This is a genomic window from Actinosynnema sp. NPDC049800 (genome assembly GCF_040656635.1).
Taxonomy (GTDB): domain Bacteria; phylum Actinomycetota; class Actinomycetes; order Mycobacteriales; family Pseudonocardiaceae; genus Actinosynnema.
Genome location: NZ_JBFAMT010000012.1, coordinates 75,684 through 88,232 on the forward strand (window position 1 = coordinate 75,684; position 12,549 = coordinate 88,232).

The 12,549-nt window shown below is 70.6% G+C and carries 13 protein-coding genes; 5 read left to right on the forward strand and 8 right to left on the reverse strand.

Features of this window, described 5'->3' with window-relative positions; genetic code table 11:
- The first annotated feature begins 30 nt into the window (after window positions 1–30).
- A complete protein-coding gene (locus AB0I91_RS17065) occupies window positions 31–1,479 on the forward strand; it encodes an amino acid permease (protein ID WP_499637434.1) in 1,449 nt (482 codons plus the stop codon).
- Here AB0I91_RS17065 and AB0I91_RS17070 read toward each other — a convergent pair.
- The 3 genes from AB0I91_RS17070 to AB0I91_RS17080 form a co-directional block, all read right to left on the reverse strand.
- Complete coding sequence (locus tag AB0I91_RS17070) at window positions 1,438–3,093, reverse strand: DUF885 domain-containing protein (protein WP_499637435.1); 1,656 nt, start codon at window positions 3,091–3,093, stop codon at window positions 1,438–1,440. The genes AB0I91_RS17065 and AB0I91_RS17070 overlap by 42 nt on opposite strands.
- A 17-nt stretch (window positions 3,094–3,110) precedes the next feature.
- On the reverse strand, window positions 3,111–4,148 hold the full coding sequence (locus tag AB0I91_RS17075) for an NAD(P)H-dependent flavin oxidoreductase (RefSeq protein WP_498778397.1): 1,038 nt from the start codon (window positions 4,146–4,148) through the stop codon (window positions 3,111–3,113).
- Window positions 4,149–4,317: 169 nt separating this feature from the next.
- Complete coding sequence (locus tag AB0I91_RS17080) at window positions 4,318–5,787, reverse strand: chitinase (RefSeq protein ID WP_499610977.1); 1,470 nt, start codon at window positions 5,785–5,787, stop codon at window positions 4,318–4,320.
- A gap of 108 nt (window positions 5,788–5,895) precedes the next feature.
- On the opposite strand from AB0I91_RS17080, the gene AB0I91_RS17085 reads away from it, so the two are divergent.
- Window positions 5,896–6,321, forward strand: coding sequence for an HD domain-containing protein (locus AB0I91_RS17085; protein ID WP_498778395.1), 426 nt, complete (start codon window positions 5,896–5,898; stop codon window positions 6,319–6,321).
- A 120-nt stretch (window positions 6,322–6,441) separates the two neighbouring features.
- A complete protein-coding gene (locus AB0I91_RS17090; protein ID WP_498778394.1) occupies window positions 6,442–6,663 on the forward strand; it encodes a hypothetical protein in 222 nt (73 codons plus the stop codon).
- 55 nt (window positions 6,664–6,718) lie between these two features.
- Here AB0I91_RS17090 and AB0I91_RS17095 read toward each other — a convergent pair whose 3' ends face one another.
- Entirely contained in the window at window positions 6,719–7,291 is a 573-nt protein-coding gene (locus tag AB0I91_RS17095; RefSeq protein WP_498778393.1) for a Uma2 family endonuclease, read from the reverse strand.
- Window positions 7,292–7,407: 116 nt separating this feature from the next.
- Window positions 7,408–9,252: a translation elongation factor 4 gene (gene lepA, locus AB0I91_RS17100; RefSeq protein WP_498778392.1), complete on the reverse strand. Its 1,845-nt coding sequence runs from the start codon at window positions 9,250–9,252 to the stop codon at window positions 7,408–7,410.
- A 115-nt stretch (window positions 9,253–9,367) separates the two neighbouring features.
- Between lepA and AB0I91_RS17105 the strand changes: the two genes are divergently transcribed.
- Together AB0I91_RS17105 and AB0I91_RS17110 are read left to right on the forward strand one after the other, a co-directional pair.
- Entirely contained in the window at window positions 9,368–9,802 is a 435-nt protein-coding gene (locus AB0I91_RS17105; RefSeq protein WP_498778391.1) for a type II toxin-antitoxin system PemK/MazF family toxin, read from the forward strand.
- Window positions 9,803–9,910: 108 nt separating this feature from the next.
- Window positions 9,911–10,507, forward strand: coding sequence for a class I SAM-dependent methyltransferase (locus tag AB0I91_RS17110; RefSeq protein WP_499637436.1), 597 nt, complete (start codon window positions 9,911–9,913; stop codon window positions 10,505–10,507).
- Here AB0I91_RS17110 and AB0I91_RS17115 read toward each other — a convergent pair.
- Genes AB0I91_RS17115 through AB0I91_RS17125 form a run of 3 tightly spaced genes read right to left on the reverse strand, consistent with a single transcriptional unit; the run spans window position 10,484 to window position 12,453 of the window.
- Entirely contained in the window at window positions 10,484–10,852 is a 369-nt protein-coding gene (locus AB0I91_RS17115; protein ID WP_498778389.1) for a VOC family protein, read from the reverse strand. The genes AB0I91_RS17110 and AB0I91_RS17115 overlap by 24 nt on opposite strands.
- Window positions 10,853–10,865: 13 nt before the next feature.
- Window positions 10,866–11,324 (reverse strand): GNAT family N-acetyltransferase, encoded by a 459-nt coding sequence (locus AB0I91_RS17120; RefSeq protein WP_499610967.1) that lies wholly within the window; start codon window positions 11,322–11,324, stop codon window positions 10,866–10,868.
- A 4-nt stretch (window positions 11,325–11,328) separates the two neighbouring features.
- Complete coding sequence (locus AB0I91_RS17125) at window positions 11,329–12,453, reverse strand: winged helix DNA-binding domain-containing protein (protein WP_499637438.1); 1,125 nt, start codon at window positions 12,451–12,453, stop codon at window positions 11,329–11,331.
- Window positions 12,454–12,549 lie beyond the last annotated feature (96 nt).

Consider the following 12,549-nt stretch of genomic DNA (forward strand, 5'->3'; position numbering starts at 1 on the left):
CGCACACCGATCCACCGAGGGAGTTGGACGATGACGGTCCAGGACGGATTCGGCCGTGGCAGCGGGGTGTTCCGCCGCAAGCCGATCGAGCAGATCAGTGACGAGAAGACGGCGCTGACCCGGACGTTGGGGTTGTGGCAGCTCACCGCGATCGGCATCGGCGGCATCATCGGCGCGGGCATCTTCTCGCTGGCCGGCGCCGTGGCCAACAAGACCGCCGGCCCCGCCGTGCTGATCTCGTTCCTCGTCGCGGGCATCGCCAGCGCCGCGGCGGCGTTCTCCTACGCCGAGTTCGCGGGCCTGATCCCCAGGGCGGGCTCGGCCTACACCTACGGCTACGCGGTGCTCGGCGAGATCGTCGGCTGGTTCATCGGCTGGGACCTGCTGCTGGAGTACACCGCGATCGTGGCCGTGGTGGCGATCGGGATCAGCGGCTACTTCAACGAGCTGCTGAACCTGCTCGGCCTCGACCTGCCGGTGTGGATGCTCGGCGCGCCCGGCACCGAGACCGGTGACGTCGCGGCGGGCAGCTACAAGGTGAACCTGTTCGCGGTGCTGCTGTGCCTGCTGATCGCGTTCGTGCTCAACATGGGCATGAGGAACGCGGCGCGCTTCGAGACGACCCTGGTGTACCTGAAGGTCGCCGTGGTGCTGCTCGTGATCGTGGTCGGCGCGTTCCACATCAACACCGACAACTACGACCCGTTCTTCCCGTTCGGCATCTCCGGCGCGCTCACCGGCGCGGCCACGGTGTTCTTCGCGGTGTTCGGCTACGACGCGATGAGCACGGCCGCCGAGGAGTCCAAGGACTCCCAGAAGCACATGCCGAAGGCGATCATCTACTCGCTGGCCATCTCGATGGTCCTGTACGTGCTCGCCTGCCTGGTGCTCACCGGCATGGTCAACTACCAGGACGTGGACGCGGAGAGCGCGTTCGCCTCGGCGTTCGCCGACGTCGGCCTGCCGGCGCTGGGCATCATCATCTCCGTCGGCGCGGTGCTGGGCATCACGACGGTGCTCTTCACGTTCCTGATGGGCGCGGCGCGGGTCGGCTACTCGATGTCGCGCGACGGCCTGCTGCCGAAGTGGTTCGCCAAGACCCACCCGGTCAAGCACGTGCCCACGCGCACCACGTGGGTGCTCGGCATCGCGTCCGCCGTCATCGCGGGCTTCCTGCCCATCGCCGAGGCGGCCGAGCTGACCAACATCGGCATCCTGCTGGCGTTCGTGGTGGTCTGCGTCGCGGTGATCGTGCTGCGGTACAAGCAGCCGGACCTGCCGCGCACGTTCAAGACGCCGGGCATGCCGGTCGTGCCGATCATCGGCGTGGTGTTCTCGCTGTGGCTGATCACGTTCCTGGCGCCGGAGACCTGGCTGCGCTTCGGCGTCTGGTTCCTCATCGGGCTGGTCGTGTACTTCGCCTACAGCAGGCGCAGGTCAGTGCTCAACGACCCCTCGAACGCCGACCGCGAGGACTGAGTCGCACCAGTCGTCGACCACGTCGGCGAGCACGGCCATCGGCAGCGGTCCGCCGCCGAGCACCAGGTCGTGGAAGGCCTTGATGTCGAAGCGGTCGCCCAGCCTCCGCTCCGCCTCACCGCGCAGGCGCTGGATCTCCAGCCGCCCCACCATGTAGGACAGCGCCTGCGCGGGGTTCTCGATGTACCGGTCGACCTCGGAGAAGATGTCCACGTCGGGCATGACGGCGTTGGCGCGCAGGTAGTCCACGGCCTGCTGCCTGCTCCAGCGCAACGCGTGCAGACCGGTGTCCACCACCAGGCGCGCGGCGCGCAGCGAGTCGCCCGACAGCATCCCCAGCCGCGCCACGTCGTCGCTGTAGAGGCCCATCTCGTCGGCCAGCCGCTCGGCGTAGAGCGCCCAGCCCTCCAGGTAGGCCTCGATGGACGCGAACCGGCGCAGCAGCGGCAGGTCGTCGACCTGCTGGGCCAGCGCGATCTGGAAGTGGTGGCCCGGTACGCCCTCGTGGAACGCGGTCGACTCGGCGCTGAACCGCTCGCGCAACCGTGACTGGTGGGTGTTGACGAAGTAGGTGCCCGGTCGGGAGCCGTCCATCGCCGGGTCCACGTAGTAGGCCAGCGGCGCGTTCGGCGCTTCCGCCTCCGGCACCGCCTCCACCGCGCAGCGGGCTCGCGGCACCGTGCCGAACCACGCCGCCGCGGCCTCCTCGGCGCGGGCGATGGTCCGCGCCGCCAACGTCACCATGTCCTCGGCGCTGCGCCAGCGCAGCTCCGGGTCGGCCAGCAGCCGGGCGCGCACGCCGGCGGCCGTGGTCGGGCCGAACACGCGGCCGCCGACCTCCTCGTACTCCCGGTCCAGTTCCTCGACGAGGTTCAGGCCGATCCGGTGCAGTTCCTCCGGTGTGTGGCCGGTCGTGGTGTACATGCGGACCAGGTCGGTGTAGATCAGGTCGCCGTCGGGCAGCCAGCACAGGCCGGGCCGGTCCTCGCCGCGACCGCGGTCGACCACTTCGGCGCGCAGGAAGTCGCGGTAGCGGGCGATGGCGGGGCGCACGGTCTCGTGCAGCAGTCTCGCGCACACGGCGGCGTGCGGGGTGTCGTGCAACGGCGTGCCGAGCGGGTCCTGCTCGTCGGCCAGGTAGCGGTCGATGCGGTGGACGGCGGCTTCCACCAGGTGTCTGAGCGGGCGGCGGGTCGACTCGCGCTGTCTTCGGGTGAGCGCGTCGAGGTAGCCGGGCAGCGACGACAGCCGGGTCAGGTACGCCTGCCGAGCCTCGTCGTCGGTCGGGCGGATCAGCGGCAACGCGCCGAGCAGGACGGCGAGCGGCGCGGTGAGGCCTTCGGCGTGGGTGTGCTCGACCAGGTTCGCGTCGAGGCGGTGCACCAGGCCCCACGCCTGCTGCACGACCACCGCACGCGTCACCGGGTCGTCGTCCTCGGCACGCGCCCGCCGCGCGATGTCCTCGGCCCGGGCACGGCGCACGCGCCCGCCCTCGGCGCTCGGGTCCGGCAGGCGGTCGTCCCAGCCCGGGATGCCGAGCAGCGTCGCCATGACGGGATCGTCGTCCAGGACCAGGGTCAGCATCTCGTCGGCGAGTTCGCGCGCGGTCGTCACGTCGCCATTCTGTGGTGCTACGCCGGTGAAATGCGCGTGATCGCGACGGAAAGGGCTTGGCGCGCCTCGGCGACCAGCCTCGCCACCACCTCGGCCGCCGGGGCCGCTCGGACCAGCGCGTAGGTCTGCCCGGCCCACAACGACATCAGCTCCGGGTCGCCGGTCGCGCGCACCGGCCGGGTCAAGTGGTGCACCTCCGGGTACGCGGCGGGCGCCTGCTCCTGGTTCGCCACCAGGAACCGGTTCACCAGGCCGCGCGCCGGGCGTCCGCTGAACGCCCTGGTCAACGCGGTGCGGCGGGTGCCCTCGGCGAGGGCCTGGCGGTGTGCGGCGGACGTGCCCGCTTCGGGGGTCGGCAGGAACGCGGTGCCCAGCTGCGCCGCGACCGCGCCCGCGGTGATCACGGCCGCCACGTCCGCGCCGTGCACCAGGCCGCCGGCCGCGATCAGCGGCAGGTCCACCTTGGCGCGGACCAGCCGCAACGCGGCCAGCACGCCGAACAGCTCGCCGCCACCGGGCGAGACGCCGTCGTCGGCGAACGTGCCGCGGTGCCCGCCCGCTTCACTGCCCTGCACGCACAGCACGTCGGCGCCGATCTGCGCCGCCTGGGCGGCTTCCTGCGGTGTGGTGACCGTGACGACGACCGTGGAGCCCGCGGCGTGCAGCCGGTGCACGTCCTCGGGGTTCGGCAAGCCGAACGTGAACGAGACCACCGGAACGCGCAACGCCATCACGAGTTCGAGCTTGGCGGCGTAGGCGTCGTCGTCCCACCGCGGCTCGCCCGGCTCGGTCGGCGACTGGGCCTTGACGCGGTCGCGGTAGCCGGACAGGTCGGTGGTGGACCGGGGGCCGGGCACGAACAGGTTCACCCCGTACGGCCGGTCGGTCAGCGCGGTGGTCGCGGTGATCTGCTCGGCGAGCGCCTCGACGGAGAGGTAGCCGGCGGCCAGGAACCCGAGGCCGCCCGCCCGGCCGACCTCGGCCACGAGCGCCGGTGTGGACGCCCCACCGGCCATCGGCGCGGCGATGACGGGCACTTCGAGTCGGTCCAACATGGAACCGACCCTAACCCGCGCCACCGCTGTGGTCACGTATTGCCAGGTCTACGGCGTTCGGCCGCAAAACGCCGCGTTCCGCGCGTTCGACTCGGGGGTCCTGAACGCAGGACACGCGCGGCGTGGACGCAGGGCTCTCGCGAGAGTCCTGCGTCCACGCGCGGTGAGGTCAGGGCAGCGTGTCCAGGTGCGGCGCGACCGTGTTGGCGAACTGCCAGTTGTTGGAGGCGTCCCAGTTGATCGACCACGTCATCGCGCCGCGGATGCCGGGCCAGGTCTGCGAAGGCTTGAACGAACCGCAGTTCGTGCCCTTGGCCAGGCAGTCGAGCGCCCTGTTCACGTTGGCGGGCGACTGGTAGCCGCCGCCCGCGCCGGACGGCGAGGCGGGCAGGCCGAGGCCGACCTGGTCGGGGCGCAGGCCGTTCTGCAGCTGGATGCACGCCAGGGCGACCAGGAAGTCCACCGTGCCCTGGGAGTAGACCTTCTGGTCGCAGCCGAGCATCGAACCGGAGTTGTAGTACTGCATGTTGACCACGGTGAGGATGTCCTTCACCGCCAGCGCCAGCTTGAAGTACTCCGCGCCGGTGGACTGCATGTCGATGGTCTGCGGCGCCATCGCGATGACCTTGCCGCCGCCCGCGTGGATGGCGCGCAACGCCTGCGCCATGTACGTGGCGTTGACGCCGTTCTCCAGGTCGATGTCCACGCCGTCGAACCCGTAGTTCGCGATCAGGGCCTTGACGCTGTTGGCGAAGTTGGTCGCCGCGGTGGAGTTGCCGACGCTGATCGTGCCCTTCTCGCCGCCGACGGAGATGATCACCTTCTGCCCGCGCGCCTTCAGCGTGCGGACGTCGGCCTTGAACTGCGCGTCGGTGTAGCCGCCGAGCTTGCTCGACAACGTCGGGTCCAGGTTGAACGCGACCGCGCCCGGCGTGGTGGTGGCGTCGGCGAACGCGACGGCCACGATGTCGTACGTGGTGGGCACGTCGGCGAGCTTGAGCAGGCGCGAGCCGTTGTCGAAGTTGTGCCAGTAGCCGGTGAGCGCGTGCTTGGGCAGCGACGGGTCCGGGTTGCCGGGCGTCGTGGTCGTCGTCGTGGTCGTGGTCGTCGTCGTGGTGGTAGTGGTCGTGGTGCTCGTCGGCGGGGTGCCCGGGCCGTCGAGGCTCACGTCGTCGGCGTAGAAGGTCGGCTGGCCGTACCAACCGTGCACGTAGATCGTGACGCTGCTGCTGGCGCCGGTGGTGAAGTCGATCGAGAGCCGGCTGAAGCCCGCCGAGCCCGGCGTCCACGTGCTCTTGTCGCCGCTGCCGGTGCCGGTCACGCCCAGGTACACGTAGCTGCCCTGGACCCACGCGGACAGCTTGTAGGCGGTGTTGGCCTGCACGGAGATCGTCTGCGAGCAGCGGGCGTTGTCCTGGCCCGCCGGCGTGCCCGCCATGGCGTGCGTGCCGCTGCGCTTGGTCGTGGTGGCCGCCGTCGCCGCGGCGCTGCACGTCCACCCGCCCGTACCGCCCTCGAACCCGGGGTTGGCGACCAGGTTGGCGGCCGACGCGCTGCCCACCACGACCAGGGTCAGGCCGGCGATGGCCAGCACACCCGCCAGCACCGCGCCCAGTGCGCGTCTCGTCCTCGAAACCACGTCGACCTCCACGTCCTCGTCGGCGGCCAAAGCCCAGCACAGGTGAGGTGGGCCACTCGAAAAATGGACTAGACCACTGTGGCTTGTCAAGGTGTGAACAATGATCCGATGACGTTCACCGTTGATGACGCGATCCGGATCGCGCGGGCGGCCCACGAGGGACAGGTCGACAAGTCCGGGCAGCCCTACATCGGCCACCCGCTGCGGGTGATGGGCCGGGTGTCCGGCGAGCACGCGCGCATGGCGGCCGTGCTGCACGACGTCGTCGAGGACACCGCCGTCACCGCCGACGACCTGCTGGCCGCCGGGTGCCCGCCGGAGGTGGTGGCGACCGTGCTCGCGTTGAGCCACCGTGACGGTGAGTCACAGGAGGACTACCTGGCCCGGGTGCTGACCGACCCGGTCGCGGTGGAGGTGAAGCGGGCCGACATCGCCGACAACACGTCGCCGCCGCGACTGGCCCTGCTCGACACCCCCACCCAGGACCGGCTGCGGGCGAAGTACTCGAAGGCCCTCGACATCCTGGGCCGGTGACGTGGTCTTCACGGCGCCGTGACACTTGCGGCGGAGATCACGTCGAATCTGGTCGCGCAAGCCTCTGACGTGCGGCATCATAGTAGGTGAACCGATACAGAAGGACGACCGAAAGGCGATATGACCACCGTTCTGGAGACCGTTCGCACGTACTTCGCCACCCGGCGGCAGATCCGCAAGCGGGAAGCGGACCTGAACCGCGAGTTGGCCGCCTACGACACCCCGAGCGCCCGGATGGACATGGAAGCCATCCTCGCCCGGCACTCCGGCCACGAGGCGCGTGAGATCGAAGCGATCCTCCGCCGCCAGGCGCTCAGCACCACGCTGCGCAACCACGGCTGAGCCGCCGCACCCCTTCGAGGGCCTTCAGGACAGGGGCGTCCTGAGGGCCCTTCCGTCATTCCGCCCCGTCTTCCCACAGCCGGCCGAGCAGCTCGGCGGGCACGATCCGCACCGGGAACGGCAGGGTCGCGTCGAACGGCTTCTCCCCCTGCACCTCGGCCACCTGCTGATAACGGCCCTCGGGGTCGAGTTCGAACACCGCCAGCACGGGTTCCTGGGGATCGATCACCCAGTAGCTGACCACGCCCATGCGCTCGTAGGCGTTCTTCTTGATCGTGAGATCGCGAATACCCGTGCTCGGTGAGAGCACCTCCACCGCGAGCAACGGTGCCACGGGCAGCAGCTTGTCGGTGAAGTCGGCACGACGGCCGACAAGGACATCAGGCTGCACCTCGGTCCTCGCGGACACCTGAACGGCGAATGGAGCCGGTAGGGCGGTCATGTCGTCCGGGCACTCCGCGCGCAAGCGCCCGCAGAGCTCCGCGACGATTTCCTGATGCCGGTACCCCGGTGCCGGGCTCACCTGGAGCTGCCCGTCGACGAGTTCGTAACGGCGTCCGTCATCAGGCATGTCCTCCAGGTCTTCGACCGTGTAGGAGCTGCCTTCGTGTTCGACCATGACGGTCATGGTCCCCTCCTTGCGGTTGGTGCGCCAACCATGGCAGGAGAAAGACGCCCGAAACGCCTCCACGCCTACCGGATCACCCGAAGATGTGCCGGTCGGCGCGGATTTGGCCAGTGGTACTACTTCTTGCCCTTGTCCTTGCCGGAGTCGTCGGTGGACAAGGCGGCGACGAAGGCTTCCTGGGGGACCTCGACGCGGCCCACCATCTTCATCCGCTTCTTGCCTTCCTTCTGCTTCTCCAGCAGCTTGCGCTTACGGGTGATGTCACCGCCGTAGCACTTCGCGAGCACGTCCTTGCGAATGGCGCGGATCGTCTCGCGGGCGATCACGCGAGCGCCGACGGCGGCCTGGATCGGCACCTCGAACTGCTGGCGCGGGATCAGCTCGCGCAGCTTGCTCGCCATCTTCGTGCCGTAGCCGTACGCGTGGTCCTTGTGCACGATCGCGCTGAACGCGTCCACCGGCTCGCCCTGCAGCAGGATGTCGACCTTCACCAGCTCGGCGTCCTGCTCGCCCGACTCCTCGTAGTCCAACGACGCGTAACCGCGCGTGCGCGACTTCAGGGCGTCGAAGAAGTCGAAGATGATCTCGCCCAGCGGCATGGTGTAGCGCAGCTCGACGCGGTCCTCGGACAGGTAGTCCATGCCGCCGAGCTGACCGCGCTTGGCCTGGCACAGCTCCATGATCGCGCCGATGTACTCGCTCGGCGCGATGATGGTGCACTTGGTGATCGGCTCGTAGACCTCGGCGCGCTTGCCGTCCGGCCAGTCGGACGGGTTGGTGACCACGTGCTCGGTGCCGTCGTCCATGACCACGCGGTAGACCACGTTGGGCGCGGTGGAGATCAGGTCCAGGCCGAACTCGCGTTCCAGCCGGTCGCGGGTGATCTCCAGGTGCAGCAGGCCGAGGAAGCCGCAGCGGAAGCCGAAGCCCAGGGCCGCCGACGTCTCCGGCTCGAACGTCAGCGCGGCGTCGTTGAGCTGGAGCTTCTCCAACGCCTCGCGCAGGATCGGGTAGTCCGAGCCGTCCACCGGGTACAGGCCGGAGTAGACCATCGGCCGCGGCTCGCGGTAGCCGGCCAGCGGCTGCGTGGCGCCGTGCTTCTCGGCCGTCACGGTGTCGCCGACCTTCGACTGGCGCACGTCCTTCACGCCGGTGATGAGGTAGCCCACCTCGCCGACGCCCAGGCCGGCGCTCGGCTTCGGCTCGGGCGAGATGATGCCCACTTCCAGCAGCTCGTGGGTCGCGTTGGTGGACATCATCCGGATCCGCTGGCGCGGGGTGATCTTGCCGTCGACCACGCGGATGTAGGTGACCACGCCGCGGTAGGTGTCGTACACCGAGTCGAAGATCATCGCGCGGGGCGGCGCGTCGGCGTCGCCGACCGGCGCGGGCACGCGCTTGACGACCTCGTTCAGCAGCGCGTCGACGCCCAGGCCCGTCTTGGCCGAGACGCGCAGCACCTCCTCGGGCTCGCAGCCGACGATGTGCGCGAGCTCCTTGGCGTACTTGTCCGGGTCCGCCGCGGGCAGGTCGATCTTGTTCAGCACCGGGATGATGGTGAGGTCGTTCTCCATCGCCAGGTACAGGTTGGCCAGCGTCTGCGCCTCGATGCCCTGCGCGGCGTCGACCAGCAGCACGGTGCCCTCGCACGCCTCCAGGGCGCGCGACACCTCGTAGGTGAAGTCGACGTGACCCGGGGTGTCGATCATGTGCAGCACGTGGTCCTGGCCGTCGACCTGCCACGGCAGCCGGACGTTCTGCGCCTTGATCGTGATGCCGCGCTCGCGTTCGATGTCCATGCGGTCGAGGTACTGCGCGCGCATCGCCCGCGCGTCGACGACGCCGGTGAGCTGCAACATGCGATCGGCCAGGGTCGACTTGCCGTGGTCGATGTGCGCGATGATGCAGAAGTTCCGGATCAGGTCCGGAGGCGTGAACGTCTGGTCGGCGAACGTGGTCACTCAGGTTCCTCGCACACGAAGGACGGGATCTGCCCATTTCAACTACGCACAGCATCTCATGTCACGCCGTCGTGGCGTTCCACGCGTGCGTGACGGAGGCCATAAGCTGCCCGCCGTGCGTGCGAACGGTGAAGACCCCCGCCCGTCGAGGGGCGCGGTGCGCGAGGTCCACACGGCCGCGGTGGCGGCGACCCTGGAGTACTCCCCCGACCTGGACGGCCTGGCCGACCCGGGCGAGGTGGTGTGGGCCTGGGTGCCCTTCGAGGAGGACCCGGCCCGCGGCAAGGACCGACCGCTGCTGGTCGTCGGCCGCCACCGCCGGGCGCTGCTCGGCCTGATGCTGACCAGCAAGACCCCCGACCGGCACGAGGTGGACGACTGCCTCGACCTCGGCTCGGGCCGCTGGGACCGCGACGGCAGGCGCTCCTACCTGCGGTTGGACCGGGTGTTCGAGCTGGACGAGGACGACATCCGCCGGGAGGGCTCGGTGCTGGAGCCGGAGCGGTTCTCGCTGGTCGTGGACGCGCTGCGGCGGCTGGGCTGGCGGTGAGACCTGTCCCGGAACGGCTACCTCCCGGTAGCGGTTCCGGGGTGTCTCCGGGCCGGTCTCAGGGCGGTCCCCGATGCGGTCGGAGGGCGCCGCGGCGACCCTGGGGACATGGCGAACAACCTGATGAAGGCGTTGGACGCGGCGTTCGGGCACCCGCGCGGCAAGGTGGGTGAGCTGGGCGGCCGGGTCATGGCCGTGCTGAACGCGAAGGTCGAGGAGCACGTCACCGAGGTGGCCGCGCCGACGCCCGAGGAGGTCGTGCTGGTGCTCGGCCCTGGTCCGGGGGTGGGGCTCAAGCTGGCCGGAGAACGCGCGCTCAAGGCGATCGGCGTCGACCCCTCGCAGGTCATGCTGGACGAGGCGCGCGAGCGGTGCGCGGAGCTGATCGTGGCCGGTCGCGTGGAGCTGCGCGAGGGCGCGGCGACGCGGACCGGCCAGCCCGAGGACTCGGTCGACGTGGTGGTCTCGGTGAACAACCTCCAGCTGTGGGGCAACCGGCCGGCGGCGTTCCACGAGCTGTTCCGCGTGCTGCGGCCCGGCGGCAGGCTGGTCGTCTCGGTGCACCGGCGGGTGCTGGACACCTCCGAGTACGACCTGATCCAGGAGGCCGAGGCGGCCGGGTTCACCGGGGTGCGCACGTCGTTGCACCAGTACGGCGGCGTGGTCGGGCCCGCGGTGCAGCTACTGGCGGCCGTCCCGGCGTAGCGGGTGGTCGGCGGGCACCTCGACCAGCACGATCCGCCTGCCGTCCGGGTCGGCGATCCACAGCTCGTCCAGGCCCCACGGCTCGCGCCGGGCGGGCCGCACGACGTGCTCGGCGAGTTCTCCGGCGACCCGTCCCAGGTCGCGCACCTGCAACCACAGCTGCGTGGCGTCCGTGGGGTCCTCGGCCGAGGTGCCCGAGACCTCCAGGAACCCCTGGCCGAGGAAGAACACGGTGCCGCCGGGGAACTCCCGGTACACGGCCAGGCCCAGCACGTCCCGGTAGAACGCGCGGGCGCGCTCCGGCTCGCGGGAGCGGACGAGGACGCGGCTGCTCAGGATCTCCACGCCGTCCAGGCGATCACAGGTCCAGGTCGAGCGCCATTCGCACGTGGTCGCCGTCGCGGCCGTCCTCGCGCCAGCCGTGCGCGGTGTAGAAGCGCTGCGCGCGGCGGTTCTCCGCGAACACGTCGAGGCGCGCGGTGGTAACGCCGAGGTCGCGCAGCGCGCGCGTCGCCGCCTCGTGCAGCGCGTGGCCGACGCCGTTGCCCCAGCACGCCGGGTCGACCTGGAGCTGCAACAGCTCGCCACCGGGCGTGACCAGCGCGAATCCGGCGAGCACGTGGTCCAGCTCGGCGCACAGCCACACCCGGTCGGGCTTGGCGAGGTCGTATCCCCTGGCCCGCACCGCCCGCTCCCACTCGGCCAGCTCCGCCTCGGGCAGGTGGCCTTCGTAGTAGCTGCGCCGGGCCTTGACGTGGACCTCGACGAGCGGAGCCAGGTCCTCGGCGCGCGGTGGGCGCACGGTGATCGTCCCCATGCGTTCAGAGACGTGCCGCCGCCGGCGAGGTTGTCCGGACCTCGTGCCGCGGCACGTCCGCCGCGAGGAACGCCAGCAGCCGCTCGCCCTCGCGTTCGACCTCGTCCATCGCGGGCACGCGGTGGAACGGCCGCAGCTCCAGCGTGGCGACCTCCTTGGTGCGGTGCAGCCTCCAGTCGCCCGCCGTGACGCCGTCGACCAGGAAGAACTGCGGCACGGGACCGTGCGGGTCGTACTTCTGCGCGCGCACGTCGTCGGTGACGACCCGGCGCCGGTCGGCGTGCGAGAGCAGCACGTTGTCGAAGTCGTAGACGAACCTCGGCGGCGCGGGCACGTCCTCGTCAGGCCGGGGCGCGTCGGGCAGGTCGAACAGCTCCTGGCCGTCCTCGTCGCGCAGCCGCAGCAGCGGCAGCCCCTCGACCACCTCGCGCAGCCTGGTGAGACCGGACCAGGTCTGCACGTCCTTCACCGTCGCGGGCCCGAACGCGCCCAGGTAGCGCAGCACCAGGTCGTCCACCGAGGGCCGGTCCACCGAGGCCTTGACCGCTGGGGAAGCGCCCAGCCACGTCTCCGCGCACGTGTGCGCGATCGCGCCGCTGCGACCCCACACCCCGCGCGGCGGCACCTGTACGAGCGGCACCAGGCACCGGATCGCGTAGGCGAGCGAGGCGGGCGCGCGGTCCGGCCACTGCTCGTGCAGCAGCGCGCCCAGCTCCTTGTTGGTGCGCGGCTTCTCGGCCAGCAACGCGCGACCGGCGGCCACCACGGCGTCCACGTCCAGCCCGCGCATGTCCCGGCCGTGGGTGAAGTTGCCGAACAGGTCCCGGTCGAGCGCGGGCTGCACCGCGGGGCGCAGCGCGAGGGCGTCCGCGGCGGTCACCAGGTGGATCGTCGACCGCATCACGGCGATGCGCACGAGTTCCCGGTCCACGAGCAGGTCCGCGGCCCGGTCGGGGGTGAAGCCGGCGATCCGCGACCACAGGCCGGTGTACCAGGTGTGCGGCGTCTGGGCCTGCAACCCGACCAGGTGCGCGACGACCTCGGGCACGGTCGCCTCGGTGCGGGCCAGCAGGAACTGGCGGGCCAGGGTGGCTCGACCGAGGGCGCGACGGCTCAGTACCGGGGTCATGCGGCCACCGTAGGACCGATTGCGGTCAACTTCCGTCCTCATCGCGTACCCGGCTTGCCCGGCGTCCGAGAAAAGTGATATCACTTTGCTAAGCAC

Bases quoted from the DNA above. Each gene is read 5' to 3' on its own strand.
- AB0I91_RS17065 (WP_499637434.1), top strand. From the start codon at position 31: ATGACGGTCCAGGACGGATTCGGCCGTGGCAGCGGGGTGTTCCGCCGC.
- AB0I91_RS17075 (WP_498778397.1), bottom strand. From the start codon at position 4,148: ATGTTGGACCGACTCGAAGTGCCCGTCATCGCCGCGCCGATGGCCGGT.
- AB0I91_RS17085 (WP_498778395.1), top strand. From the start codon at position 5,896: ATGACGTTCACCGTTGATGACGCGATCCGGATCGCGCGGGCGGCCCAC.
- AB0I91_RS17090 (WP_498778394.1), top strand. From the start codon at position 6,442: ATGACCACCGTTCTGGAGACCGTTCGCACGTACTTCGCCACCCGGCGG.
- AB0I91_RS17095 (WP_498778393.1), bottom strand. From the start codon at position 7,291: ATGACCGTCATGGTCGAACACGAAGGCAGCTCCTACACGGTCGAAGAC.
- AB0I91_RS17110 (WP_499637436.1), top strand. From the start codon at position 9,911: ATGGCGAACAACCTGATGAAGGCGTTGGACGCGGCGTTCGGGCACCCG.
- AB0I91_RS17120 (WP_499610967.1), bottom strand. From the start codon at position 11,324: ATGGGGACGATCACCGTGCGCCCACCGCGCGCCGAGGACCTGGCTCCG.
- AB0I91_RS17125 (WP_499637438.1), bottom strand. From the start codon at position 12,453: ATGACCCCGGTACTGAGCCGTCGCGCCCTCGGTCGAGCCACCCTGGCC.